The sequence below is a fragment of the Pseudoxanthomonas wuyuanensis genome (assembly GCF_900215535.1).
In the GTDB taxonomy this organism is placed as follows: Bacteria; Pseudomonadota; Gammaproteobacteria; order Xanthomonadales; family Xanthomonadaceae; genus Pseudoxanthomonas_A; species Pseudoxanthomonas_A wuyuanensis.
Genome location: NZ_OCND01000003.1, coordinates 331,920 through 358,013, shown reverse-complemented (window position 1 = coordinate 358,013; position 26,094 = coordinate 331,920). Strand labels below are relative to the sequence as shown.

The following is a 26,094-nucleotide window of genomic DNA, read 5'->3' as shown; positions in this document are numbered from 1 at the left end:
CCCGCGGTGCTGACGGCCGGCCCAACATGGCCGGCCGGGCTGGGGTATGCTCCGTACCCTGCCGCACTGAATCCTCGGGAGGGATGAATGAATGCGACCGCGCAACGCCCGCTGGACCGCTGGTTCGCCAGTTATTCCGGCGACCACCGCAACCAAACCAACCAGCGCATCCACGTCTTCGCAGTGCCGGCCATCCTGTGGACGGTGATCGCCTTCCTGTGGTGCGTCCCGGTGTTCGGCACCTGGATGAAGACCGGCATCTGGGCGGCGCTGGCGATGTTCGGCGCGTGGATGTTCTACTACAAGATGTCGCGCCCGTTGGGTTTTGGCATGCTGGCATTGTTCGTGGCCATGGCCTGGGTGACCCGCTGGCTGCAGATGCTGCTGGGCACCGAAAACCTGTTCTGGCTGGCGCTGGCGGTGTTCGTCATCGCCTGGATCGCGCAGTTCGTCGGCCACAAGATCGAGGGCCGCAAACCCAGCTTCCTGACCGACCTGACCTATCTGCTGATCGGACCGGCGTGGGTGTTGAGCAAGCTGTACCGCAAGCTGGGCTGGAAGTACTGACGGTCTCCCGGCTGGTTCCTGCAGCCGACGTGGCAGCGGGCCTGGGCCTGCGCTACGGCGCGTCGCCCTGTCCCAATGCCCGCGCATCCGGCTGGAACGGCCGCGGCGCGTAGCCGAAATCGCGCACCGCCGGCGCGGCGTCGAAAACCAGGTCCTCGCGCATCCGCGCCACCGCGGCATTGCTGAGTCCGCCCATGCGGCCGGTGCGCCGCGCCAGCCACAACGCGGCCCGGAACAGCGGCGCAGGCGCTTCCAGCAGCCGCGCCGGAGGCTGCAGCGCCTGCAGCGTGCGAGCAATCATGTCGCGATAGGTCAGCGTTTCGCCGCCCGGCAGCGCGTAGCTGTTGCCTGCGCACTGCATGCGGTCGATCACCGCCAGCGCCGCCGCCGCCAGATCGTCCACATGCACCGGCTGGCGCCGGCCGCAGGCGCCTGCGGGTAGCACGAAGAATCCGGTGCGGCGCGCCAGCGCGGCGATCCGGCTCAGGGTCTGGTCGCGCCCGGCGCCATAGACCAGCGTGGGCCGCAGCAAAGTGGCCTGCGCACCGCGTGCCCGCGCGGCCTGCAACACCCGGGTTTCGCCGGCCAGCAGCCGCGCGGCAAGATCCCGTTCGCCAGCATCGGCCGACGCGTGCTTGGTATCGATGCTGGTGGATCCGAACGCGATCACCCGCGCGGCCGTCAGCGAAGAGCGCTCATACCAGAGCGAAAACCTATCCAGCGGGCCCAGGCTGAACACCGCATCGACCTGCACCGGCAGCGGTTCCTCGAACCCGTCGAACTCCCCGCGCAACCAGCGCAGTCCGGCGCGTTGGCCACGCGGCTGCCGCGATACCGCCTGCACCTGCCAGCCATCGGCCAGCAGGCGCGCGATCACCGGCTCGCCAATCTGGCCGCTACCGCCGAAGACCAGGGCGCTGCGCATGCAGAGGCTTTACGCCCGGCCGTCCTGCCGGGGCGTTCCCGCGTGCGGCGCCTGCTCCGCTGCCGGTTCGGCCGCCGGCGGCTGCGGCAGTTGCGGCCGCGATTCCATCATCAGCGACAGCGCCGCCTTGGCCATCATGTGCGCGCTGATTGGCGCGGTGATGAAGACGAACACCGTCACCAGCAGCTCGCGCAGCTGCAAGCCATCGCCAAGCAGCGCGTGGTAGCCCACCGACGCCAGCAGCACGCAGCCCACGCCCAACGTGCTGGCCTTGGTCGGCCCATGCAGGCGCTTGAAGAAATCGCCCAGCTTCACCAGCCCGAACGAGCCGACCAGAATGAAGAAACTGGCCACCGCCAGCAGCGCCACCAGCGCGATTTCCAGCAGCGCGTTCATTCGACGATATCCCGGCGCAGCACGTACTTGCTCAACACCACCGTGCTGACGAACCCGAGCAGGGCGATGATCAGCGCCGCCTCGAAATACACCGGCGAATCCAGGTACATGCCGAACAGCATCAGCTCGGCGATGGCCGCGATGCTCAGCGTGTCCAGGCCAAGGATGCGGTCGGGTACGCTGGGCCCGCGCAGCACCCGCCACAGCGCCATCAGCATCGACAGGCCGACGACCATCATCGAACCCACTATGGCGGTTTGGATCATGGGAATATCTCCATCAGGGGCGCCTCGTAGCGCCGCTTGATCTGCGCGATCGCCGCATCGGCATCCTTCAGGTTGAAGCAGTGCACCAGCAGGTAGCGGCGATCCGGCGACAGTTCGGCCGACACCGTGCCCGGAGTCAGCGTGATGATGCTGGTCAGCGCGGCAATGCCATGGATGTTGCGGATGTCCAGCGGCACCCAGATGAAATCCGGGGTGATCGCCGACTCCGGGCCCAGGATGCGCCGCGCGACCTCGATGTTCGAGATCACGATGTCCCAGCCCACCACCAGCATCATCTTCGGCAGCAGCCGCAGGCTGCCGATGCGGGCGAACTCGCGATCCAGCCGTGCGGCAAACAGCGGCATCACGATCGCCAGCAGCAACGCCAGCAGCACCTGCCCGGCAGCGACGCTGCCGACCATCAGCAGCCAGAAAACGAACACCGTGGCGCTCAGCAGCGGCGATGGAAACAGCCGTTTGATCATGGCGAAGGACTCCTGTGCAGCGGCGCGGTCGCGCGCATCTGGCCGATAGCCGCTTCCGCATCCAACAACTGCTCGGCGGCAGCGCGGGTATAGCCGGCGATCGGGCCGGCGGCGACGGTCATCGCAATGCCGTAACCCAGCAACAGCGCCACCGCCAGCGTTTCCGGCCGGCGTATCGGCGCCGCCGGCGCATCGGCGGATTCGTCGATGCGCCAGAACACCCGGCTACCGGCGCGCGCCAGCCCGGCGATGACCATGAAGCTGCTGAGCAGGATGGCCGTCCATACCCAGGCCGTCTGCGCCTGCGGCACCGCCTGCATCAGCATCAGCTTGCCAAGAAACCCCGACAGCGGCGGCAATCCGGCCACCGACACCGCCGCGGTCAGGAACATCAGCGCCGGCAGCGTCTTGGCCGGCATCGGCGCGATGATCTGCAACCAGTCGCGGGCGTCGCCGCGACGGCGGCGGATCAGATCGGCAATCAGGAACAGCGCCGCGGCGATGAACGTGCTGTGCACCAGATAGTACAGTCCGGCGCCGATGGTTTCCGGCTGCGCCAGTGCGAAGGCGATGAACAGCGTGGCCGCCGACACCAGCACCAGGTAGGCCACCAGCACCCGCAAGCGCGCTGCCGCCAGCACCCCCAGCCCGGCCAGCAGCAAAGCCGCCACGCCCAGGTACAGCAACGCGCTGTTGGCGAATCCGGCCAATGCGCCTGCGCTGGCGCCGAACATCAGCGTGCCAACCCGCAACACCGCGTACAACCCGACCTTGGTCATCACCGCGAACAGCGCCGCAATGGCGGCCGGCGCGCGCGAATAGGCTTCCGGCAACCAGAAATAGAGCGGCAGCAACGCCGCCTTCGCGCAGAACACCACCAGCATCAGGCCGGCGGCGGCCTGGATCAGTTTCAGGTCCTGCGGTGGCGCGGCCGCCACGCGCAGCGCCATCTCGGCCATGTTCAACGTACCCAGCAAGCCGTACAGCAGGCCCAGCGCAATCAGGAACAGCGTGGAGGCGGCGATGTTGAACGCCACGTAGTGCAGGCCCACGCGCATCCGCACGCCGCGGCCGCCGCTGAGCATCAGCCCGTAGGAAGCGATCAGCAGCACCTCGAAGAACACGAACAGGTTGAACGCATCGCCGGTCAGGAACGCGCCGTTCAAGCCCACCAACTGGAACTGGAACAGCGCATGGAAATGCGGCGCGCGCCGGTCCCAGCCCGCGCACGCATACAGCAGGCAGGCGATCGCCAGCAGCGTGCTGGTCAGTACCATCAGCGCCGACAACCGGTCGGCCATCAGCGCTATGCCCAGCCGCGCCGGCCAGTCGCCGAGCAGATAGATCTGGATATCGCCGCCGGAAACCTGCGCCACCAGCGCCCACGACAGCGCCAGCAGCAGTCCCATGGCCAGCGCCGACAGCGCCCGCTGCGCCGCCAGGCCGAAGCGTTCGCACAACAGCAGCACCGCACCGGCAAACAGCGGCGCCAGCACCGGCAGGATGACCAGATGCTCCTTCATGCGCGCTCCCCGCTTGCGCCGCGCTCACCTGCGCCGCGCCCGCCGGTGCCCTCGACCGCCCTTCCGTCGACATGGTCGCTCTGGTTGTCGGCGCGGCTGCGGATGGCCAGCACGATGGTCACCGCCGTCATCGCGAACGCGATCACGATGGCGGTCAGCACCAGCGCCTGCGGCAGCGGATCGGTGTAGTTGGCCAGGCTGGCTTCCACGCCATCGCGCAATACCGGCGCCTTGCCCACCACCAGGCGCCCGGCGGAGAAAATCAGCAGGTTGGTGGCATACGACAGCAAGGTCAGCCCCAGGATCAGATCGAAACTGCGCGCGCGCAGCATCAGGTAGACGCCGGCGGCGGTCAGCAGGCCGATCGCGCTGGCCAGAGCGATTTCCATCAGTGCAACTCCCCGGTTCGGACGGAACGGCGCGCGGGATCGATGACGCCGTGGCGCGACGGCAGTTTCGGCGATGGCTTCACCGTCCCCATCATCGACAGGATCAGCATCGACCCGCCGAACACCACCAGGTACACGCCGATATCGAAGCCGATGGCGCTGGCCAGCCCGACTTCGCCGATCCACGGCAGCACCGGCTCGGCGTGGCCGCTGGTCAGGAACGGATAGCCGAACAGCATCGGCGCCACGCCGGTGAATGCCGCAATCGCCAGACCGATGCCGATGCAGGCCACGTAGTTGAAGCCGAAGCGCGACTCCACCGACGCCGCGCCCTGCACCACATACTGCATCAGCAGCGGCACTGCCAGCACCAGTCCGGCGATGAAGCCGCCGCCGGGCGCGTTATGGCCGCGCAGGAACAGATAGATGGACACCGTCATCGCCAGCGGAAACAGAATCTGGGTCAGATCCGCCGGTACCGGCAGTTGCGCCGGACCGCCGGGCATGTGCTTCTCGGGCAGCATCCGCGCACGCCGCAGCAACGCATGCACGACCAGCGCGGCGATGCCGAACACGGTGATCTCGCCCATCGTATCGAAGCCGCGGAAGTCGACCAGGATCACGTTGACCACGTTGCTGCCGTAGGCTTCCGGCAGCGAGCGCGCCAGCAGCTCGCCGGCGATGGTGTCGACCGGCCGCGTCATCACCGCAAACGCCAGTCCGCCCACGCCGGCGCCGGCGACGGCGGCGATCGCCGCATCGCGCAGCTTGCGCAGTCTCGAGCGCTCCAGCGGCGAAGCCGACGGCAGGTAGTTCAGCGCCAGCAGCATCAGCGCCAGCGTCACCATCTCCACCAGCAATTGGGTCAGCGCCAGATCCGGCGCCGACAGGAACGCGAACGCCAGGCTGACCATCAGCCCGACCACGCTCATCACGATGATCGCCAGCAGGCGCTGCCGGTACAGCGCCACGGTGCAGACGGTTGCGGCCACCAGGCCCAGCCAGACCAGCCAGCCCAGCGCAGGCATCGTGTGCAGGCGCGGCACCGGCAGCTGCGCATCACGCAGGAACGGCGCCGCCGCTGCCGCCAACGCCGCCAGCACCAGCCAAAGCAGGCTGCGCTGCAGGCTGCCGTTGGCCAGCGCGTCGGTGAATCGCCGCGCCAGCCGGAACATCGCCTCCAGGTTGATCTGGAACAGCCGGCGTCCCAGCGACTCGCGCATGATCGCGTGCAGATCGAGCAGCTTGCGCAGACCGAAATACAGCGCGATGCCGCCGACCAGGCCGCCCATGCTCATCAGCAGCGGCAGGTTCAGGCCATGCCAGACCGCCAGGCTGTAGCTGGGCATCGCATCGCCCAGCATCGAACGCGCGGCGGCATCCAGCACCGGCGCGACGGTCAGCGCGGGCAGGACGCCCACCGCCAGGCACACCACCACCAGGATCTCGACCGGGATCTTCATCCAGCGCGGCGGCTCGTGCGGCTCGTGTTCCAGCGCGCGCGGTCCCTTGCCGAAGAAGGTTTCCAGCACGAAGCGCAGGCTGTAGGCCACCCCGAACACGCCGGCCAGGAATGCCGCCGTGATGATCGCGATGCGCATGCCGCCGCCGCCGCCCACGTCCAGCGCTTCGGCGAAGAACATCTCCTTGGACAGGAAGCCGTTGAGCAATGGGATGCCGGCCATCGCCAGCGAGGCGATGATCGCCAGTGCGCTGGTGAATGGCATCGAACGCCGCAGATTGCCGAGCCGGCGCATGTCGCGGGTGCCGGTCTCGTGATCGATGATGCCCGCGGCCATGAACAGCGACGCCTTGAAGGTGGCGTGGTTGAGGATATGGAATACGCCGGCCACCACCGCCATCGGTTTGGACAGGCCGAACAGCAGCGTGATAAGGCCCAGGTGGGAGATGGTCGAATACGCCAGCAGGCCCTTCAGATCGTGCTGGAAAATGGCGTTCCAGGCGCCGATAAGCAGGGTCAGCGCACCGATGGTGCAGACCACGTAGAAGAACAGATCGGTGCCGGACAGCACCGGGTGCAGCCGCGCCAGCAGGAATACGCCGGCCTTGACCATGGTGGCCGAATGCAGATAGGCCGACACCGGCGTGGGCGCCGCCATCGCATGCGGCAGCCAGAAATGGAACGGGAACTGCGCGCTCTTGGTGAACACGCCTGCAAGCACCAGTCCCAGCACCACCGGGTACCAGTCGCTGGCGCGGATGACATCGCCGGCGGCGAATACCGCATCCAGTTCGTAGCTGCCGACGATGCGGCCGATCAGCAGCACGCCGGCCAGCAGCGCCAGGCCGCCGCCGCCGGTAATCACCAGCGCCATCCGCGCGCCTTCGCGGGCATCCTTGCGCTGCGACCAGAAGCCGATCAACAGGAACGAACTGATGCTGGTCAGTTCCCAGAAGATCACCAGCAACAGCAGGTTGCCGGCCAGCACCATGCCCAGCATCGCGCCCATGAACAGCAGCAGGTAGGCGAAGAAACGCGGCGCGCTGTCGTTGCGGCTGAGGTAGTAATGCGCGTACATCACCACCAGCGCGCCGATCGCCAGCACCAGTCCGGCGAACATCCACGCCAGCCCGTCCAGCCGCAGCGCGAACGAAAGTCCTATCTGCGGCATCCAGGCGTGATCGCCATGGACCACATGGCCGGCCATCACCGCCGGCGTCAGCCAGGCCAGCACCAACAGCCCCAGCAGCGGTGCCGCCGCCGCCAGCCATGCCGTGACGCCGCGCGGTACGCCGCGCAGCAGCGCCACCACCAGGGCCATTGCGAAAGGCAAGGCCAGCAGGATTTCCAGAAAGGGGATCATCAACAGCCTTCTTCTTGCAGGGAATGCGTGATTCGCGAGCAACCCCGGGAGTTTAACAGGCTGTGAAAACCGGTTCGGTCGCGCGGCCGCCCTCGCGGCCGCGGAACAATGCCGGATCAAGCACTTATCCCGGACCGGACCGTGCCGCTACGCCTAAGGGCCTATTCAAAGGCAACAGGGTGTGGCGCCGTGATGTGTCCGCCGCGCCGGGCCTCGCTTACGTCAGCAACAACAGTTCCAACGCCACCCAGCCCAGGAATGCCAGCAGCAGCACGCTGCCTTCATTGCGGCTGATGCGCAGGTCGCCGCGCAACAGCGGATACAGCACCAGCACGAACGCGATCGCGGCCGGCAGTTCCAGCCGCACGAACGACTGCGGCAGCGGCAGCGGCCGGAACGCGGCCATGCCGCCTACCACCACCAACAGGTTGAACAGGCTGGAGCCGATGACATGGCCGGCCACCATGTCGCCCTGGCCGCGCCGCGCCGCCGCGATGGCAGCGGCCACTTCCGGCAGCGCGGTCCCGATGGCCACCGGCAGCAGGCCCACCAGCAACGGCGACAGGCCCCACTGCGCGCCGATCATCGGTGCGCCCTGCACCACGAACTTGGCGCCGAAATACAGCAACCCCGCAGCCACCGCAAACCGCAGCAGATTCATCCACAGAACCACCCGCGTGCTGGCGTAGGCGATGACGCCCGCCTGCACGTCCGCCGGCTCATGGCGCGCGCGCGCCAGCACGAACGCCAGCATCGCCGCAAACCCCAGCAACAGCACGGCGCCTTCGATCCGGCCGATCACCCCGTCCAGACCGAATGCGATCAGCGCCAGCGTCGCCACCGCCAGCAACACCAGCAACGGCGACAACAACCGCAGCCGCACCAGCACCGGCGCGGCCAGCGCCGCAGCCCCCAGCGTCAGTCCCAGGTTGACGATATTGCTGCCAACGGCATTACCCAGCGCCAGATCCTGCGCACCCACCCAGACCGCACGCGCATTGACCGCCAGTTCCGGCAACGAGGTGCCGAAGGCGATCAACAGCAGGCCGGCGACGAAAGGCGACGCGCCGAACTTCTGCGCCAGGCCCGAAGCGCCTTTGACGATGGAATCGCCGCCCAGCGCCAGCAGCACCAGGCCCAGCAAGAAGTATCCCCACGCTTCCAGCATCACCGTCCCTCCGCTATCGGCCGTCCGCCGATTCTATGCCAGCGCGTCCCATACCAGCATGTCCTGCCGGCGCGCCGGGCCTGGCTCGGAACCTGCCCGACCATCTTGCTGCGCTCGCCATCCGGCGCGGCGCGCGTGCGGGTACCCATATCCTGCGGCAGCGCTTGCTGCAGCGCCCGGACAGGTGCTCAGGAACAACCTTCCACGTAATCGGCCTGCGGCAACAGGCCCACCCGCCAGGCGCTGACCTTGCCGTCGGCGTCGACCTCGAAGACCAGCTTGGTCGGCGCCACCCCGCTGGCGTCGATGGACAGGTACTGGCCGCCTTCGACATATTTGTGCGGCGCCGACTCCAACGCTCCGCCGTACATCTTCTGCAGTTCTTCCGCGCTCATGCCGACCCGGCCGCCGCCCGGGGCGATTTCCTTGTCGGTGCCCACGTCGTAGCGAACAAACCTGCCGTCTTCCATCATGAAGGCGAAATCCGACGGCTTGCTCACCCATTTGGGCGTCAGGTAGTGGCAACTGCTGCCTTCGGCCGGTGCGCCGTCGAGCTCTCCGCCCCAGGCGGCCCTGGCCTCGTCGATGGTGCTGCCCAGCTTCATGTCGCCATAGCCGAGGAAACTGGCCTGGCTGTAGACCACCGGCGGCTCCGCCGGGATCGTGGGCGGCGCGGTGTCATCCACCGGCGGCGGCTCGGCCATCGACGCGGTGGTGGCGGGCTTTGCCGGTGCGGCCGATTCGGGCTGGTTGCAGGCAGACAGCGCGGCAACGGCCAGCAGGGCGCAGAAGGGCAATTTCACCTTCATGAAGATCTCCGTAACAAAAAACGGAGACTACCCTGCGGCCGTTAAGACGCTGCGAATGCAGCGCCCGTCAGCCCGGGAAGTGCTTCCTCAATCCGGCCCAGCACGCCTGGTAGTCGCGCTGCCGGTGGCCGGCATCGAGCGCTTGCTGCGCCGGACGGATCACCGCACGGGTCTCGAACATGAAAGCCATCGTGTCCGCGATGACGTCCGGGCGGGACAGATCGGCCTGGCTGGCTTTTTCGAACGTGGCCGCATCCGGACCATGCCCGGTCATGCAGTTGTGCAGCGAGCAGCCGCCCGGGGCGAAACCCTCGGCCTTGGCGTCGTATTCCCCATGCACCAGCCCCATGAACTCGCTGGCGATGTTGCGATGGAACCACGGCGGGCGGAAGGTGTGCTGGGCCACCAGCCAGCGCGGCGGGAAGATCACAAAGTCCAGGTTGGCCGTGCCTGGCGTGTCGCTGGGCGAGGTCAACACAGTGAAGATGGACGGATCCGGGTGATCGAAACTGATCGAACCGATGGTGTTGAAGCGGCGCAAGTCGTAGCGGTACGGCGCATAGTTGCCGTGCCAGCCGACCACATCCAGCGGCGAATGGCCGATGGCCGCACGCCACAGATGGCCCTGGAACTTGGCGATCAGCTCGAACTCGCCTTCGATGTCCTCGTAGGCCGCCACCGGGGTATCGAAATCGCGCGGGTTGGCCAGGCCGTTGGCGCCGATCGGCCCCAGATCCGGCAGCCGCATCGCCGTGCCGAAGTTCTCGCAGACGTAGCCGCGCGAAGGACCGTCGGGCAGGTCCACGCGGAAACGCAGGCCACGCGGGATTACCGCAATCTGCTGCGGTTCGATCTCCAGCACGCCCAGTTCGGTGGCGATGCGCAGCCGGCCCTGCTGCGGCACGATCAGCAGTTCGCCATCGGCATCGTAGAAGTAGCGCCCCTGCATCGAACGGTTGGCCGCGTACAGATGGATGCCGATGCCATGCTGTCCTTCGGCCGAACCGTTGCCGGCCATCGTGAACAGGCCATCGACGAAATCGGTGGCCGTCCCGGGCAATGGCAGCGGCGACCAGCGCAGTTGGTCCGGCGACACCGGGCCGTCGCCGAACGCGTTATGGAATGCCGGCTGGTCGAACGCTTCGAATGGCGAATGCATCGCCGCCGGCCGGATCCGGTACAGCCAGCTGCGCCGGTTTTCGCTGCGCGGCGCGGTGAACGCCGTGCCCGACAACTGCTCGGCATACAGGCCGTGCGCCGCCCGCTGCGGCGAGTTCTGCCCCACCGGCAGCGTGCCGGCCATCGCCTCGCTGGCGAAGTGGTTGCCGAAACCGGATTGGTAGGCGTGGCTCTTCATGTTGCACCTGTGGGAGTCGTGCAGGCATGCCTGCACGGGTCAGTCGCGACCGGGCCAATGGAAACGATGGATTCTATCCAGTCAATCGGATTCTGCGTCGCGACTGGCGTCGCTCCCACCGTCCAGCCGATTACAGCACGCCACGCTTCATCTGATCGCGCTCGATGCTTTCGAACAGCGCCTGGAAATTGCCTTCGCCGAAACCCTCGTTGCCCTTGCGCTGGATGATCTCGAAGAAGATCGGGCCGATAGCGTTCTGGGTGAAGATCTGCAGCAGCTTGCGTTTGTGCGTTTCCGGGTCGGCATCGATCAGGATCTTGTTCTTCGCCAGCCGCGGCACGTCCTCGCCATGGTCGGGTACGCGCTGATCGATCACTTCGAAGTACGCATCCGGCGTGTCCAGGAATTCCACGCCCTGCGCGCGCATGGCCTCGACCGTGGAATAGATGTCGTCGGTGAAGCAGGCGATGTGCTGGATGCCCTCGCCCTTGTACGCGTCCAGGTATTCGTTGATCTGCGATTTCGGGTCGCTGGACTCGTTGAGCGGGATGCGCACCACGCCGTCCGGAGCGGTCATCGCCTTGGACAGCAGGCCGGTCTTGGCGCCCTTGATGTCGAAGTAGCGGATTTCGCGGAAGTTGAACAGCCGCTCGTAGTAGTCCGACCACTTGGCCATGTTGCCGAAATACAGGTTGTGGGTCAGGTGATCGATGAAGGTCAGGCCGAACCCCCTGGGGTCCTGCTCGGCGCCGGGAATCGGCAGGTAGTCGGCGTCGTAGATGCTGCCCTTGTCGCCGTAGCGATCGACCAGGTACAGCATGCAGTCGCCGATGCCCTTGACCACCGGCGCCGGCACGGCGCGACTGGCGGCCTTGCGCTCGATGGCCTGGCCGCCGTTGCCGATGACGGTGGCGAACACCTCGTCGGCAGGACGCTGGAAGCGGATCGCAAAGCCGCAGGCCGACGGGCCATGGGCGCGGGCGAACTCGGCAGCGAACGAGTCCGGATCCTCATTGACCAGGAAGTTGACCCCGCCCTGCCGGTACACGGTGATCGGGCGCGCCTTGTGGCGCAGCACCGCGGTGAAGCCGAGCTTGCGGAAGTAGTCGTGCAGCTGTTCGCCCTGGCCCTGCGGGGCGGCGAATTCGACGAACTCGAAGCCGTCGATGCCCATCGGGTTTTCGAAGGTGGTGACCTGCATGCCCAGGTTGGGTTGTGTGCTCATGGTGCGCCTCGTAGGCTTGCGTACGGACAGCTTGCTTTATAGTTTCAGCTGAAACTAATTGCAAGCCGCGCCGCGTCATTACCCCCTTCCACGACCGGCCAGCCATGAGCGATACCGACGAATCTTCCAACCACGTACATGCCATCCTGGAGCTGGAACACTTCCTGCCCTACCGTCTCAGCGTGCTGTCCAACCGGGTCAGCCAGACCATCGCCCACCTGTACGAGCAGCGTTTCGGCCTGGCCATCACCGAATGGCGGGTGATGGCGGTATTGGGCCGCTACAAGGACCTGTCGGCCGGCGAAGTGGCCGAGCGCACGGCGATGGACAAGGTCGCAGTCAGCCGCGCGGTCGCCCGCCTGCTCGACCGCGGCCTGATCGAACGCGATACCCACGGCAACGACCGCCGCCGTTCGGTGCTGACGCTGTCGGAGGTCGGCTACTCGGTCTACGACGAAATCGCGCCGATGGCGCTGGCCTGCGAGCGCCGGCTGCTGACCCATCTTTCCGCCGAGGAGAAGGCGCAACTGGATGCGCTGATGCGCAAGCTCAGCGATGGCATTGCGCATATGGCCGAGCCGCATTGAGGCGGGGGCCGGGACTCGGGACTCGGGACTCGGGACTCGGGACTCGGGACGGGGGACTGGGGACTGGGAGATCGGGGGTCGGGGCGGGGAAGCGGATACCAAAGCGGCGGCTATTGCCGCCGTTCTCTGGTTCTTGCTGCGGGTTCTTGGGGATAGCGGCTTCGGAAATAGTCGCCGCTTCGGACGGTTCGGCTACGACATTCGAGGGCAGGCCCTGTCGGGGTGACGTGCCGGCAAAGGCTGGACCCCGGCCTACGCCGGGGTGACGGTTCCGCAGCTCTCAGCAGCCGCATGGCTGGTCAAGCCGCTGGACCCCGGCTTGCGCCGGGGTGACGTGCCGGCAAAGGCGTGCCCGCGGCGGGCACGCGCCGGTACGTCACTTAACCCCGTGCATCAGCTTCTGGATCAACGGGGCAATCAGGAACAGCAGCACGCCTGCGCCCAACAGCGCCCAGAAGCCGAAGGTGTAGCCGGCCAACGCTGAATCGGTGGTCATGCCGCTTTCGCCGCTGACGCTGCCGGCAAAGATGCCCGACAGGTTGTTGCCGATGGCCACCGACAGGAACCAGCCGCCCATCGCCAGACCGGCCAGCTTCGACGGCGCCAGCTTGGTGGTCATCGACAGGCCGATCGGCGACAGGCACAGCTCGCCTACCGACTGGATCACGTAAACCATGAACAGCGTCCAGAACGGAATCTTCAGCGTTTCCGCATCCACCAGGCTGGACAGCGCGAACATCAGCAGCAGGAACGCCAGTCCGTTGAAGATCAGGCCCAGTCCGAACTTGCGCGGGATGGACGGGTTCTTGCTGCCCATCTTCACCCAGATCCATGCCAGCAACGGCGCCAGGGTGATGATGGCGATCGAATTGACCGACTGGAACCAGCCCACCGGGAATTCCCAACCCCACAGATCGCGGTTGACGATGCGGTCGGCCAGGAAGTTGAACGAACTCCCGGCCTGTTCGAAGAACATCCAGAACAGCACGTTGAAACCGAAGATCAGCAGCATCGCAATCACTTTGTCGCGGGCGATGCTGCCTTCGCGGATGCCTTCCACCAGCAACATGATGGCCGGTACGACAAACAACGCCAGCAACAGCCACTGCAGCGCGGCCGCATCGATGGTCAGCAGGAAATAGATGCACGGCACCGCGATCGCGGCGCCCACGAGCACCAGCAGCACCCGTCCGATGCCAGCCGCCTCCGGGGCCACCATGCCCACGCCTTTCAACTGCGCGCGGCCGAACCAGAACCACAGCAGGCTCAGCAGCATGCCGATGCCCGAGGCGATGAACACCACCTTGTAGGCCGGCATTCCGCTCTCGCCCAGAAGCTTCTCGGCCAGCCAGCCGGTCAACAGCGGCGCGACGAAGGCGCCCATGTTGATGCCCATGTAGAAGATCGTGAAACCCGAATCGCGGCGCACATCGCCGCTGGCGTAGATCTTGCCGACCAGGGTCGAGATGATCGGCTTGAACAGGCCATTGCCCACGATCACCGTCGCCAGGCCAACCTTGAGCATGGTCTGGCTGGGTATGCTGATCATGAACAATCCGGCACCCATGATCAGGGCGCCGATCAGGATCGAACGCTGGTAGCCGATCAGTTTGTCGGCGACATAGCCGCCGAAGATCGCCGCGGCGTAGACCAGGGCCAGGTAGGCGCCATACAGCTCACTGGCGGTGCGTTCGCCGGCCGCATCGCCCTGGAAGAATTCGGCCACGATGTACAGCGTCAGCGCCCAGCGCATGCCGTAGAACGCGAAGCGCTCCCAAAATTCGGTCATGAACAGCATCCACAGCGGACGCGGATGGCCCATTACCTGCTTGAATTCCGGAATCTGTCCCGGAGCTTGCGTATCGACGGCACCGCCCATGCGGTTTCCCCCTTGGTTGGTTCAGGAAATAAAAACCGGGCGAGAACGCACGGGACGGGAGAGAATTACCGACGGCGGTAGGGGACGTCAAACCATTTCCGGCTGCTGCAAAGCACCAATCCCCTGCCCGGGCCCGTGATTCCGGGCCTGCACGCGGTCAAGGCACCTGCCTGCAGCCGGCGCGCGCCAGTCCCGGCAACATGCGCCCGGCCCCGCGCCGGCCGGCTTCAGCGCTATGCGCCCATCGCCCTGGCCAGCAGGGCCGGAAACTGCGGGTGGGCCGCCGCCAGATGCGCCTGCGCCTGTTCCAGCGAACACCAGCCGATGGCGACGTGCTCGCGCGGCTGCAGATTGCGGGGCTCGCCGTCCCAGGCGGTGACCAGGTACAACCGCAATCGCCAGGGTTCGGGCTGGTCGCCGTCGAGCGTCGCCAGCAACGAAAACCCGCGCGGGGTGATGCCCAACTCTTCCTCCAGTTCGCGTCGCAATGCCGCTTCGGCGCTCTCGCCGGTTTCGACATGGCCGCCGAAGACATCCCAGGCGCCGGCCAGCCAGACGTCCTGGCTTCGCTTTCCCAGCAGGACCCGGCCGCCGCGCACCAGCAGCGCGCCGACGCAGTCGTGCCTAGGCGCATTCACGCCGGCGCGCCGTAATCCGTTGCCGGGCCGATCGACGTGCGCACCTGGAACAGTTCCGGAAAGAAGGTCAGCTCCAGCGCCTGCTTCAGGAAGCCCACGCCGCTGGAACCGCCGGTGCCGGGCTTGAAACCGATGATCCGCAGCACCGTGCGCATATGGCGGAAGCGCCACAACTGGAACTGGCTTTCCAGGTCCACCAGGTCCTCGCACAGCGAGTACTCGCGCCAGTAACGGTCGGTGTCCTGGTAGATCGCCTCGAACACCGGCAGCAGCGCCGGATCCGTGTCGTGTGGCTGGCTCCAGTCGTGGTCCGCGCCGGCGGCCGGGACCGCGTGGCCGAAGCGCGACAGATAGCGCAGGAATTCCTCGTACAGGCTGGGCGCTTCCAGCACCGCCTTCAGGTCCGCCTGCCCGGCCGGGTCGTAGGCGAACACCTTCAGCATGGCCGCGTTCTTGTTGCCCAGCAGGAACTCGATGGTGCGGTACTGCAGCGACTGGAAGCCCGAGGACGGACCCAGCAGATCGCGAAAGCCCATGTATTCGGAAGGGGTCAGCGTCTCCAGCACCGACCATTGTTCGGTCAGCTGGCGCAGCACCTGCTTGCTGCGCGCCAGCACCTTGCGGCACTGCCAGACCTCGTCGCGCTGCAGATGGCCGATGGCCGCGCGCAGCTCGTGGATCATCAGTTTCATCCACAGCTCGGACACCTGGTGCTGGACGATGAACAGCAGTTCGTCGTGGTGGGCCGGGTCCGATATGGGCTGCTGCGCCGACAGCAATTTGTCCAGCCGCAGATAGCCGCCGTAGGTCAGCCTCCCTTCCAGGTCGGTATGGATGGTAGCCTCCAGCGGGCGCTGGTTCTTTTCGACAGTCATGGACGGCAGCCGGAACGGGGCCTGCAAGGGTAACCCACCAGGCGGGTTCCGGACTTGTCACCCCAGCGTCACCGAACTATTCGAAAGTGAACGGGATAGATTGCGGCAAGCCTGCCCAGGCGCGCCCTCACAGGGAGATAGCGATGAAGTCGTTGCGGTTCAGAACTGCGGTATTGCTGTTGGCGTTGTTCGTTTCCGGCCCTGCCCTGGCGCAGGTGGTGATCAGCCAGGTCTACGGCGGCGGCGGCAACAGCGGCGCCACCTGGCGCAGCGACTTTGTCGAACTGCACAACAATGGCACCGGCACGGTCAGCCTGGACGGCTGGTCGCTGCAGTACGCCTCGGCCGCCGGCAGCAGCTGGCAGGTCACGCCGCTGTCCGGCAGCATCGGCCCGGGCGGCTACTATCTGGTCAAGCAGGCCGACGGTGCCGGCGGCACGGTGGATCTGCCCACGCCCGACGCCACCGGCACCATCGCGATGAGCGGCACCGCCGGCAAGGTCGCGTTGAGCAATACCGGCAGCGCACTGAGCGGCACCTGCCCCACCGGCAATGTCGACTTCGTCGGCTACGGCGGCAGCGCCAGCTGCGCCGAAGGCAGCAGCCCTACCGCCGCGCCCAGCAATACGCTGGCGGTGCTGCGCGCCGACAATGGCTGCCGGGATACCGACAACAACGGCGCCGATTTCGCCACCGCTACGCCGGCGCCGCGCAACAGCGCCAGCAGCGCGCTGGTCTGCGGCGGCGGCGGACAACCGGTGTTGACCGTCTCCGACGTGGCCCTGGCCGAAGGCGACAGCGGCAGCAAGGCATTCGTGTTCTTCCTGAGCCTGAACATGCCCGCCGGCGCCGGCGGCGTCAGTTTCGATATCGCCACCCGCGACGGCAGCGCGACGGCCGGCAGCGACTACCAGGCGCTGGCCAGCGCCCGCCACAGTATCGCCGAAGGCCAGACCAGCCTGAGCGTCAGCGTGCAGGTGCTGGGCGATACCGCCAACGAACCGGACGAAACCTTCTTCCTCGACGTGACCGATGTCAGCGGCGCGCTGCCCGGTACGCTGCAGGCCACCGGCACCATCCTCAACGACGACTTCAACCTGATCCCGATCCATGCCATCCAGGGCCCGGGCAATGTCTCGCCGCTGGCCGGGCAGGTGGTCGCCACCAGCGGCATCGTCACCGCGCGGCGCAGCGCCGGCTTCTTTCTGCAGACGCCCGATGCCGAGGCCGACAGCGATGCGCGCACGTCCGAAGGCATCTATGTCTACACCGGCAGCGAACCGCCGGCCGCCGCCGCGGTCGGCAACCATGTGCGGGTGCGCGGCAGCGTGGTCGAATACGTGCCCAGCGCGGACCCGACCCAGCCGCCGCTGACCGAAATCGGCGGCAGCGTGAACGTGTTGCTGCAGTCCAGCGGCCATGCGTTGCCGGCGCCGGTGGCGCTGAGCCCGAGCTTCCCGGACCCGGAGGGCGACTACGATCAGCTGGAACGGCTGGAAGGCATGCGGGTGACCGCTGCCGGCCTGGTGGTCAACACGCCCACCCTGGGCAACGTCAACGAAAGCAGCGCCACCGGCACCAGCAACGGCGTGTTCCATGCCGTGGTCGCCGGGGTGCCGCGCGCCTGGCGCAAACCCGGCGTGCAGCAGCCGGATCCGCTGCCGGCCGGCAGCCCGGCCGACGTGCCACGCTGGAACACCAACCCGCAGGTCATCGCGGTCGGCAGTGCCGGCCTGGGCGGCCCGCGCGTGGACGTGGCGGCCGGCTGCCGCATCGGCGCGGTGACCGGCCCGCTGGACTACAGCTTCCGCCGCTATACGCTGTACCCGGAAAGCGAACTGGCCGTGGATTGCGACGGCGCCGATCAGCCCAAACCGGCGCTGGCGCCGCAGGCCGACGACGTCAGCCTGGCCACCTACAACATGGAACGTTTCTTCGACGACCAGAACGACCCGGCCATCGGCGAGCCGGTGCTGACCCCGGCCGCCTACCAGATGCGCCTGGGCAAGGCCTCGCTGACGGTGCGCGACTACCTGCACCTGCCCGACATCCTGGGCGCGGTGGAAGTCGAAAGCCAGAGCGTGCTGCAGACCCTGGCCGACCGCATCAATGCCGATGCGGTCGCCGCCGGCCAGCCCAATCCGCAGTACGTGGCCTATCTGCAGGAAGGCAACGATGTCGGCGGGATCGACGTCGGCTTCCTGGTCAAGACCGCTGCCGTCGGCGCGGATCGCCCGCGCGTGGAGGTGCTGTCGGTCGTCCAGCACGGCAAGGCCACCACCTGGGTCGAACCGGGCGGCGCCACCAGCCTGCTCAACGACCGTCCGCCGCTGCTGCTGAAGGCAGTGGTGCATTTTGCCGATGGCCGCAGCCTGCCGCTGACCGCCATCGTCGTGCACCAGCGTTCGCTCAACGGCGCCGAGGCCGACACCGCCAGCGGCGAGCGCATCCGCGCCAAGCGCCAGGCGCAGGCGAAGTTCCTGGCCGAGCTGGTGCAGGCGCGGCAGTTGGCAGACCCGTCGGAGAAGCTGCTGCTGATGGGCGACTTCAACGCGTTCGAGTTCAACGACGGCTATGTCGATGCGCTGGGCACCGTCACCGGCCTGCCCTCGCCGGATGCGCAGACCGTGGTCGCCGGCGATGGCGCGGATCTGGTCGACCCGGATCTGTACAACCTGACCCTGATGGCGTCGCCGGACCAGAGCTACTCCTACGCCTACGACGGCAACGTGCAGTCGCTGGACCACATCCTGGCCAACCGCGCGCTGATGCAATCGCCGCAGATTGCGAATGTTGCGGTCAGCCATGCGCGGGTCAATGCGGATTTCCCGCAAATCGCCCGCAACCAGGCCGACAGCCCGCTACGCCTGTCCGACCACGACCCGACCGTGGTGCTGCTGAAGCTCAAGTCGCTGCGGGTCGCCGACCTGGGCCTGGCCGCGCATGCGGCGGCCAACGAGGTGATGCCCGGGCAGCCGATCGTCTTCACCGTCGACGTGGAAAACCGCGGCCCGGATGCGGCCGAGTCGGCGGCGGTGGCGTTGCTGCTGAACCGGCCGCTCACCGCGGCGGTCGCCGCGGCACCGGGCTGGAACTGCGCGCCGCCGCAGGTCACCACCAGCACGCGCATCGTCTGCACGGTGGCGCACTTTGCCGCCGGCGCTGCGCAAAGCTTCAGCGTCAGCGTGCCCAGCGACGCCATTGCTGCCGGCAGCGTCGTGCAGTTGGCAGCATCGGTGGCTTCGCAAACGCCGGACGGCAACCAGGACAACAACACCGATGTGGTCGCGGTGACCGTGGTGGCGCCGGCGCAGGCCAACCTGAGCGTGCGCATCGACGGCCCCGCCACGCTGCCGTTCTACGCGCTCAGCGCCGACTACCGCATCAGCGTGCGCAACCTGGGCACGGTTGCCGCGCAGCGGCCGGTGCTGGAAGTGGACAGCAATACCTGGAAGCTGCTGTCTTCGCTGCAGGGCGCCAGCGGCTGGCAATGCCAGAAGCTGGCGCAGGGCGGCCTGCACCAGGCGCGCTTCCGCTGCACCCTGGCGGGTGCGCTGACACCGGGAGCCAGCGCGCAGTTCACGTTGCGCGCCAATGCCATCCCGGCACCGGACGGCGGCCGGATCCAGGTGAATGCGGCGGTGCGTTCGGCCACGCCCGACAGCGATGCCACCGACAACCAGGCCGCATTCGCCACCCGCATCGCCTGCGGATTCTGGGGCTGCTGAAACGCGTTCCGGGATGGGCGGAATGACCCGCAAGCGCTTGTTGCGACAGGAAGAAACGCGGCTCCGGCCGCGTTTTTTCTTGCCTCGATCCAAGCGTTCATTGTTGCGGTGCAGGACGGCGTTGGGCTGCCGGCTCCTTAACATAGCGCGTCTATCCTGTTGCGATCCCCCTTTGAAGGTGCCGTTGCGATGACCATCGCCGCCAAGTTCGAAATCGAGTTCCTGCAATACCTGGGTCCGGACGGCACGCTCGTCCGCGACGATCTGCCCGAGGCCGGGCGCGATACCGCGCGGCTGCTGGAGCTGTTCAAGCAGATGCTGTTCGTGCGCACCTTCGACACCAAGGCCATCGCGCTGCAGCGCACCGGCAAGCTGGGCACCTATGCGTCCTGCCTGGGCCACGAGGCCACCCACGTCGGCATCGGTGCATCGATGCGCCCGGAAGACGTGTTCGCGCCCAGCTACCGCGAGTACGGCGCGCAGTTCATGCGCGGCGTGCAGCCGCGCGAAGTATTGCTGTACTGGGGCGGCGACGAGCGCGGCAACGCGTTCGAGCATGCCCCGCACGATTTCGCCTGGTGCGTGCCCATTTCCACCCAGTGCCTGCATGCGGCCGGGGCGGCGCTGTCGTTCAAGCTGCGCAAGCAGCCGCGCATCGCGGTCAGCACCTGCGGCGATGGCGGTTCTTCCAAGACCGACTTCTACGCCGCGCTGAACTCGGCCGGCGCCTACGAGCTGCCGCTGGTGCTGTGCGTGATCAACAACGGCTGGGCCATTTCGGTTCCGCGCAGCGCGCAGACCGGCGCGCAGACGCTGGCGCAGAAAGGCCTGGCCGGCGGCCTGCACTGCCTGCAGGTGGACGGCAACGACCTGATCGCGGTGCTGGAAGCGATGCGCCAGGCCAGCGAACGCGCACGCAAGGGCTACGGCGGCACCGTGCTGGAATTCGTCACCTACCGCCTGTCCGACCACACCACCGCCGACGACGCCCGCCGCTACCGCGACGATGCCGAGGTCAAGGCCGCCTGGGAACGCGATCCGATCACCCGCCTGCGCATCTGGCTGACCGCGCAAGGATTGTGGAGCGAGGCCGAAGAAGCCAAGTGGAAGGAAGAGTGCGGCGCGCGCGTGGACGTGGAGGTCAATGCCTACCTCAACACGCCGGTGCAACCGGTCGAGGCGATGTTCGACTACCTGTACGCGGATCCGCCGCCGGAACTGCTGGCCCAGCGCGCCGCCGCCATTGCCGCGGAGGGCCGCCATGGATAAGCATGACGCCGTCACCGCCGAACACAACCCGGCCACCCGTACTGCGCCCGCATCGCAGGACATTCCGGCACCCGCAAATGGAGGCGCAGCGATGACCGATACCCCGATTACCTTGATCGAAGCCATCACCCAGGCGCTGGCCTGGGAACTGAAGCACGACGATTCGGTGCTGGTGCTGGGCGAGGACGTCGGCGTCAACGGTGGCGTGTTCCGTGCCACCGCCGGCCTGCAGCAGCGCTTCGGCGCCGAGCGTGTGCTGGATACCCCGCTCGACGAAACCACCATCGCCGGCCTGACCGTCGGCCTGGCCGCGCAGGGCATGAAGCCGGTGGCCGAGGCGCAGTTCGACGGTTTCGTCTACCCGATGGTCGACCACATCATCTGCCACGCCGCGCGCATGCGCTCGCGCACCCGCGGCCGCCTGCACTGCCCGATGGTACTGCGGGTGCCGTGGGGCGGCGGCATCCGCGCGCCGGAACACCACAGCGAAGCCAACGAATCCATCTTCACCAACGTACCCGGCCTGCGCGTGGTGATGCCGTCCTCGCCGCAGCGCGCCTATGGCCTGCTGCTGGCGGCGATCCGCGATCCGGATCCGGTGATCTACTACGAGCCCAAGCGCATCTACCGCCAGTACAAGGAAGTGGTGGCCGACGATGGCGAGGCGCTGCCGCTGGATGTCTGCTTCGTGCTGCGCGACGGCACCGACGTGACCCTGGTGACCTGGGGCGCGCAGGTCAAGGAAACGCTGGAAGCGGCCGACAAGCTGGCCGCCGAGGGCATCAGCGCCGAAGTGATCGACGTGGCCACGCTGAAGCCGCTGGACTTCGACACCATTGCCGAATCGGTGAGCAAGACCGGCCGCTGCGTGATCGTGCACGAGGCCGCGCGCACCGCCGGCTTCGGCGCCGAGATCGCCGCGCGCCTGGCCGAGCATTCGATGTACGACCTGCTGGCGCCGGTCGAACGCGTCACCGGCTACGACACCCACATCCCGCTGTTCCGGCTGGAAATGAAGTACTTGCCCAGCGTGGACAAGATCGTCGCCGCCGCTTTACGCGCCGTTGGCGCGTAAAGCGGCCGGGAATAGGGAATGGAGAATCGGGAATCGTAGCAACCTCCCGCAGTACTTAATTCCTACTCCCGTTTCCCCATTCTCGATTCCCCATTCCCCATTCCCGGCTTTTCTTATGAGCGACAGCAAGACATTCCACCTGCCCGACCTGGGCGAAGGCCTCCCGGACGCGACCATCGTCGAATGGTTCGTCAAGGAAGGCGACGTGATCCGTCTCGACGAGCCGCTGGTATCGATGGAAACGGCCAAGGCGGTGGTCGAAGTGCCCTCGCCGGTGTCCGGCAAGGTGTTGAAGCTGGCCGGCGATGCCGGCGACGTGGTCGTGACCGGCAGCATGCTGGCGGTGTTCGAACCGGATCCCAATCTGCCGCAGCGCGCCGAAGGCCAGGACACCGGCCACCATCATGGTCCGCCGGCCGGCGCCGGCGCGACAGCTGCCGGGACGTCCGGCAAGGTTGTGGCCAGCGATGATGGCGGCCAGCTTCCAGCACGTCCGGCGCCGTCGGAAGCCGATGGCGGCCACGATGCCGAAAACCAGCGCGGAGACGCCGGCACGGTCGTCGGCGCGATGCAGAGCTCCAATGCCGTGCACGCCGAACAGGCGATCGCCGTCGGCGGCGTCAAGGCGATGCCGGCGGTGCGCGCGACCGCGAAGAAGCTCGGCGTGGACCTGAGCCGCGTGCGCGCCACCGGCGCCGACGGCGCGGTGACGATGGCCGACGTCAAGCAGGCGGCGGCCGATGGCAGCGCAAGAATGGGCTCGTTTCCGCCGCAAGCGCAAGGCGCCAGCCGCGCAGGCGGTGAGGCTTCACCCGCTTCGTCCGCAGGCGCTGCTCTCGCCAGCGCGGGAAGGCAACCGAACGAACGCACCGCCCTCTCCGCCAGCGGCAAACCGATGCGCACGCAACCGCCCGGCGTGTCGGTGGTCGGCCAACCGGAACAGCTCAAGGGCGTGCGCCGCAACATGGCGCGCGTGATGGCCGATGCGCACGCCAAGGTCGTGCCGACCACGCTCAGCGACGATGCCGATATCCAAGCCTGGCAGCCGGGCAACGACGTCACCGTGCGGCTGATCCGCGCCATCGTGCGCGCCTGCCAGGCGGTGCCGGCAATGAACGCCTGGTTCGACGGCGACAAGCTGACCCGCACGCTGCATCCGCAGGTCGACATCGGCATCGCGGTGGACACCGACGACGGCCTGTTCGTGCCTGCGCTGCGCAATGCCGACATCCTGGATGCGCGTGGCGTGCGCGAAGGCGTCAACCGGCTGCGCGCGCAGGTAGAGGACCGCAGCATCCCGGCCTCGGAGCTGAGCGGCTACACGATCTCGCTGTCCAACTTCGGCATGTTCGCCGGCCGCTACGCCACCCCGGTAGTGGTGCCGCCGTGCGTGGCCATCGTTGCCGCCGGCCGCGCCCGCCACCAGGTCACGCCGGTGATGGGCGGCTTCGAATCGCACAAGATCGTGCCGTTGTCGGTGACCTTCGATCACCGTGCCTGCACCGGCGGCGAAGCGGCGCGCTTTTTGAAGGCGTTGATCGACGACCTGGCGCTGGCCGGCTGACATACCGCGGCTGTTTCACACCTCCGTACCGCGCTTCGCTTTTTTCAACAAGCGAGGTTCGACATGGGAATGTCAGCGGCGCGTTGGCCGGCGGAGCGATCGGCTTGGCGCCATCCCTGCGATGGCGCCAAGCCGTTGCCTTCCGCCGCGCTACAATCCTGGCAGTCCCCGCTGACGGAGTTCGCCATGGCCCACCGCAGCCGCCTTGCCGGTTTCATCATCGACAGTCAGACCGACGATCTTTCCGCCGCTTCGGCATTCTGGAGCCAGGCGCTGGGCCTGAAAGTCACCAGCGCCGACGACGGCGGCCTGGGCATCTACGACATGCTCGAAGACGGCCCCGGCGGCATGCACATCGAAGTGCAGAAGGTCTCGCACCCCTCGCGCGTGCACCTGGATATCGAGGCCGACGATGTCGAAGCCGAAGTCGCCAGGCTGGAGAAGCTCGGCGCCCAGCGCATCGAGTGCGTACGCGGCCGCTGGTGGGTCATGCAGGCGCCGACCGGCCACCGCTTCTGCGTGGTGCCGATGAACGAGAACAGCGCCCGCGGCGAACCCAATCGTTGGGAATAACCGCTTCGTCTCCGCCATTGCGGCCGGCTCGGATCGTTCAACCACCTGTCCTGCGGGAGCGGTGTCGGTCGCGATTGCTCTTCGGGAATCGCGATCTATGCCCACCTCTCCGCCAGTCAGACGCAGCGCAGCGCTCTTCATTGCCGACGCCGAATGGCTACCGGCGCGCAGTCGCGACTGACGTCGCTCCCACAACCGGGAAAGAACGGCAACCTACTCCCGCGCGTCCGCGCTGGCATCGCGCGCCGCCTTGAACTCCGAGCCATCCTGCCACTGCGGCCACTGGCTGCTGTTGGCGATGCCATGGCCCAGGTCGTACAGCAAGGTGACATCCTGCGCCTGCCCGCTGGCATCCCAGTCCGGTTTCCACGCATCGCAGGGTTGGTGGTAGCAGTTGGCGAAATAGGTGTCGCGCAGCGCGCGTCCGCTTTCCACCCCGCCCTGCACACGGTCCAGGCCTGCGCCAACGGTCAGCGCCGGTACCCCCATGCGGGCAAAGGCGAAATGATCGGCGCGATAGAAGAAGCCGGCCTCCAGATTCGGATCCGGCGAGTAAGTGCGGCCGCGCGCGGCGGCGGCGTCTGCCAACGCCTGCTCCAGCGATACCCGGCCCTTGCCCCAGGAAGCGATATCGCGGGTCGGTCCGTCCGGGCTCAGCATCTCCACGTTGATCACCGCCGCGGTGGTTTCCAGCGGCGCCAGCGGATGCGCGGCGTAATGGGTGGCGCCCAGCAGCCCCTTCTCTTCGGCGGTCAAGGCGATGAACAGCAGCGAGCGCTGCGGCCGCGGCCCGGCGGCGTACACCCGCGCCAGTTCCAGCACCGCGGCCACGCCGGTGGCGTTGTCTACCGCGCCATGGCGGATGCGATCGCCCTCGGCATCCGGCTCGCCCTTTCCGAACGCGTCCCAGTGCGCCGAATAGATCACCGTTTCCTGTGGTCGCTGCGCACCTTCGAGGCGCCCGACCACATTGCGGCTGATCACCTGTTCGCGCTTGACCTGGAAAGAAGCCGACAGCGCGGCATCGCCCAAAGCCACCGGCTCGAAATCCCTGCCCTGCGCCTTCTTCTTTTCGGCCTCGAAGTCCAGCCCGGCACGTTCGAACAGCGACACCGCCAGCTCCCGCTGCATCCAGCCGCGCAGGTGGGTGTGGTAGCTCGCGGCATCGGCGCGTTCGATATCGAACACCGGCGACAGCCCCGACGCGCGCACCGTCGCCCAGCCATAGGCAGCCGGCGCCGTTTCGTGGACGATCAGCACGCCCAGTGCGCCCTTGCGCGCCAGTTCCTCGTATTTGTAGGTCCAGCGGCCGTAATAGGTCATGCCGCGGCCGTCGAAGTCGCCGGGCTCGGTTTCGAAATCCGGATCGTTGACCAGCACCACCGCGATCCTGCCGGCCAGGTCCACGCCCTTGTAATCGTCCCAGCCGCGCTCGGGCGCATCGATGCCGTAGCCGACGAATACCAGCGGCGCGTCCTGCACCGTCACCTTTTCCACCGGCTGCAGCGTCTGCAACACCACGTCATCGCCGTTGGCCAGCGGTTGCGTCTTTCCTGCGATCCGCAATTGCGCACTGACCGGACCTGCGACCTGCGCGCGCACCAGCGGCACCGCCTGGGTCCAGCCGCCATTGTCGCCGCCCGGCTGCACGCCAGCCTTGCGCAGTTCCTCGCTCAGATAGGCCACTGTCCTGTCTTCGCCGGCCGAAGCCGGTTCGCGCCCCTCGAACGCGTCGGAGGCCAGCATGCGCACATGCCGGGACAACTGCTCGGCGCTGATGCCGCCGCCGGGCAGTTCGGCCGCATCCACCGATGCGAACGCCAACGGCAGCAATGCAAGAAGCAGGGGACTCTTTTTCACAGCGAAGCTCCGGATCGACCAAACCCGAGTCTACGACACCCCCGACGCCGACAGGGTGGCGCAGATCGTTTGCGGCCACAACGGCAGGAGCATCCGACACAGGTAGAATCG

The 26,094-nt window shown here is 67.2% G+C and carries 22 protein-coding genes; 7 read left to right on the top strand and 15 right to left on the bottom strand.

Translation table 11 applies throughout. The features are described 5' to 3' along the window. Window positions 1-87 precede the first annotated feature (87 nt). Entirely contained in the window at window positions 88-567 is a 480-nt protein-coding gene (locus CRO39_RS09140) for an Mpo1 family 2-hydroxy fatty acid dioxygenase (RefSeq protein ID WP_097121578.1), read from the top strand. Window positions 568-619: 52 nt separating this feature from the next. Here the strand turns inward: CRO39_RS09140 and CRO39_RS09135 are convergent, their stop codons facing one another. The 11 genes from CRO39_RS09135 to hppD all read right to left on the bottom strand — a co-directional run bounded on the left by CRO39_RS09135 (window position 620) and on the right by hppD (window position 11,911). Further along, entirely contained in the window at window positions 620-1,492 is an 873-nt protein-coding gene (locus CRO39_RS09135; RefSeq protein ID WP_097121577.1) for an NAD-dependent epimerase/dehydratase family protein, read from the bottom strand. 9 nt (window positions 1,493-1,501) lie between these two features. Next, on the bottom strand, window positions 1,502-1,888 hold the full coding sequence (locus tag CRO39_RS09130; RefSeq protein WP_097121576.1) for a Na+/H+ antiporter subunit G: 387 nt from the start codon (window positions 1,886-1,888) through the stop codon (window positions 1,502-1,504). After that, entirely contained in the window at window positions 1,885-2,154 is a 270-nt protein-coding gene (locus tag CRO39_RS09125) for a K+/H+ antiporter subunit F (protein ID WP_097121575.1), read from the bottom strand. The genes CRO39_RS09130 and CRO39_RS09125 overlap by 4 nt, the downstream gene beginning before the upstream one ends. Continuing rightward, a complete protein-coding gene (locus CRO39_RS09120; RefSeq protein ID WP_097121574.1) occupies window positions 2,151-2,639 on the bottom strand; it encodes a Na+/H+ antiporter subunit E in 489 nt (162 codons plus the stop codon). The genes CRO39_RS09125 and CRO39_RS09120 overlap by 4 nt, the downstream gene beginning before the upstream one ends. Then, window positions 2,636-4,162 carry a monovalent cation/H+ antiporter subunit D gene (locus tag CRO39_RS09115; protein ID WP_097121573.1) on the bottom strand — a complete coding sequence of 509 codons (1,527 nt, stop codon included), beginning with the start codon at window positions 4,160-4,162 and terminating at the stop codon, window positions 2,636-2,638. Before CRO39_RS09115 ends, CRO39_RS09120 begins: the two co-directional genes overlap by 4 nt. Then, entirely contained in the window at window positions 4,159-4,551 is a 393-nt protein-coding gene (locus tag CRO39_RS09110; RefSeq protein WP_097121572.1) for a Na+/H+ antiporter subunit C, read from the bottom strand. The genes CRO39_RS09115 and CRO39_RS09110 overlap by 4 nt, the downstream gene beginning before the upstream one ends. Continuing rightward, window positions 4,551-7,376 (bottom strand): monovalent cation/H+ antiporter subunit A, encoded by a 2,826-nt coding sequence (locus tag CRO39_RS09105; protein ID WP_097121571.1) that lies wholly within the window; start codon window positions 7,374-7,376, stop codon window positions 4,551-4,553. Before CRO39_RS09105 ends, CRO39_RS09110 begins: the two co-directional genes overlap by 1 nt. 217 nt (window positions 7,377-7,593) lie before the next feature. Further along, on the bottom strand, window positions 7,594-8,544 hold the full coding sequence (locus tag CRO39_RS09100) for a calcium/sodium antiporter (RefSeq protein ID WP_097121570.1): 951 nt from the start codon (window positions 8,542-8,544) through the stop codon (window positions 7,594-7,596). A 188-nt stretch (window positions 8,545-8,732) separates the two neighbouring features. Next, window positions 8,733-9,353 carry a lectin gene (locus CRO39_RS09095; protein WP_097121569.1) on the bottom strand — a complete coding sequence of 207 codons (621 nt, stop codon included), beginning with the start codon at window positions 9,351-9,353 and terminating at the stop codon, window positions 8,733-8,735. 67 nt (window positions 9,354-9,420) lie between these two features. Continuing rightward, the gene (gene hmgA / locus CRO39_RS09090; RefSeq protein WP_097121568.1) at window positions 9,421-10,710 is read right to left on the bottom strand and encodes a homogentisate 1,2-dioxygenase; all 1,290 of its coding nucleotides are present in this window, start codon (window positions 10,708-10,710) and stop codon (window positions 9,421-9,423) included. A gap of 130 nt (window positions 10,711-10,840) precedes the next feature. Continuing rightward, complete coding sequence (hppD, locus tag CRO39_RS09085) at window positions 10,841-11,911, bottom strand: 4-hydroxyphenylpyruvate dioxygenase (RefSeq protein WP_097121567.1); 1,071 nt, start codon at window positions 11,909-11,911, stop codon at window positions 10,841-10,843. Between the two features lie 128 nt (window positions 11,912-12,039). Here hppD and CRO39_RS09080 point away from each other — a divergent pair, with 128 nt between their 5' ends. Further along, complete coding sequence (locus CRO39_RS09080) at window positions 12,040-12,522, top strand: MarR family winged helix-turn-helix transcriptional regulator (RefSeq protein WP_097121566.1); 483 nt, start codon at window positions 12,040-12,042, stop codon at window positions 12,520-12,522. A gap of 376 nt (window positions 12,523-12,898) precedes the next feature. Here CRO39_RS09080 and CRO39_RS09075 read toward each other — a convergent pair whose 3' ends face one another. The 3 genes from CRO39_RS09075 to CRO39_RS09065 form a co-directional block, all read right to left on the bottom strand. Continuing rightward, complete coding sequence (locus CRO39_RS09075) at window positions 12,899-14,401, bottom strand: peptide MFS transporter (protein WP_097121565.1); 1,503 nt, start codon at window positions 14,399-14,401, stop codon at window positions 12,899-12,901. A gap of 233 nt (window positions 14,402-14,634) precedes the next feature. Next, window positions 14,635-15,039 (bottom strand): NUDIX domain-containing protein, encoded by a 405-nt coding sequence (locus tag CRO39_RS09070; protein WP_097121564.1) that lies wholly within the window; start codon window positions 15,037-15,039, stop codon window positions 14,635-14,637. Next, window positions 15,036-15,914 carry a tryptophan 2,3-dioxygenase gene (locus CRO39_RS09065; RefSeq protein ID WP_097121563.1) on the bottom strand — a complete coding sequence of 293 codons (879 nt, stop codon included), beginning with the start codon at window positions 15,912-15,914 and terminating at the stop codon, window positions 15,036-15,038. The genes CRO39_RS09070 and CRO39_RS09065 overlap by 4 nt, the downstream gene beginning before the upstream one ends. Before the next feature lie 143 nt (window positions 15,915-16,057). Here CRO39_RS09065 and CRO39_RS09060 point away from each other — a divergent pair, with 143 nt between their 5' ends. From CRO39_RS09060 to CRO39_RS09040, 5 genes are all read left to right on the top strand, one after another. Then, a complete protein-coding gene (locus CRO39_RS09060; RefSeq protein WP_097121562.1) occupies window positions 16,058-19,642 on the top strand; it encodes a lamin tail domain-containing protein in 3,585 nt (1,194 codons plus the stop codon). A 189-nt stretch (window positions 19,643-19,831) separates the two neighbouring features. Beyond that, window positions 19,832-20,911 (top strand): pyruvate dehydrogenase (acetyl-transferring) E1 component subunit alpha, encoded by a 1,080-nt coding sequence (gene pdhA / locus CRO39_RS09055; protein ID WP_097121561.1) that lies wholly within the window; start codon window positions 19,832-19,834, stop codon window positions 20,909-20,911. A gap of 91 nt (window positions 20,912-21,002) precedes the next feature. Then, window positions 21,003-21,986: an alpha-ketoacid dehydrogenase subunit beta gene (locus tag CRO39_RS09050; protein ID WP_097121560.1), complete on the top strand. Its 984-nt coding sequence runs from the start codon at window positions 21,003-21,005 to the stop codon at window positions 21,984-21,986. Window positions 21,987-22,101: 115 nt separating this feature from the next. After that, window positions 22,102-23,550 (top strand): dihydrolipoamide acetyltransferase family protein, encoded by a 1,449-nt coding sequence (locus CRO39_RS09045; protein WP_097121559.1) that lies wholly within the window; start codon window positions 22,102-22,104, stop codon window positions 23,548-23,550. 186 nt (window positions 23,551-23,736) lie between these two features. Further along, a complete protein-coding gene (locus tag CRO39_RS09040; RefSeq protein ID WP_097121647.1) occupies window positions 23,737-24,123 on the top strand; it encodes a VOC family protein in 387 nt (128 codons plus the stop codon). Window positions 24,124-24,336: 213 nt separating this feature from the next. Here CRO39_RS09040 and CRO39_RS09035 read toward each other — a convergent pair whose 3' ends face one another. Continuing rightward, window positions 24,337-25,983, bottom strand: a complete 1,647-nt coding sequence (locus tag CRO39_RS09035; RefSeq protein WP_238394721.1) for a M28 family metallopeptidase — start codon at window positions 25,981-25,983, stop codon at window positions 24,337-24,339. Window positions 25,984-26,094 lie beyond the last annotated feature (111 nt).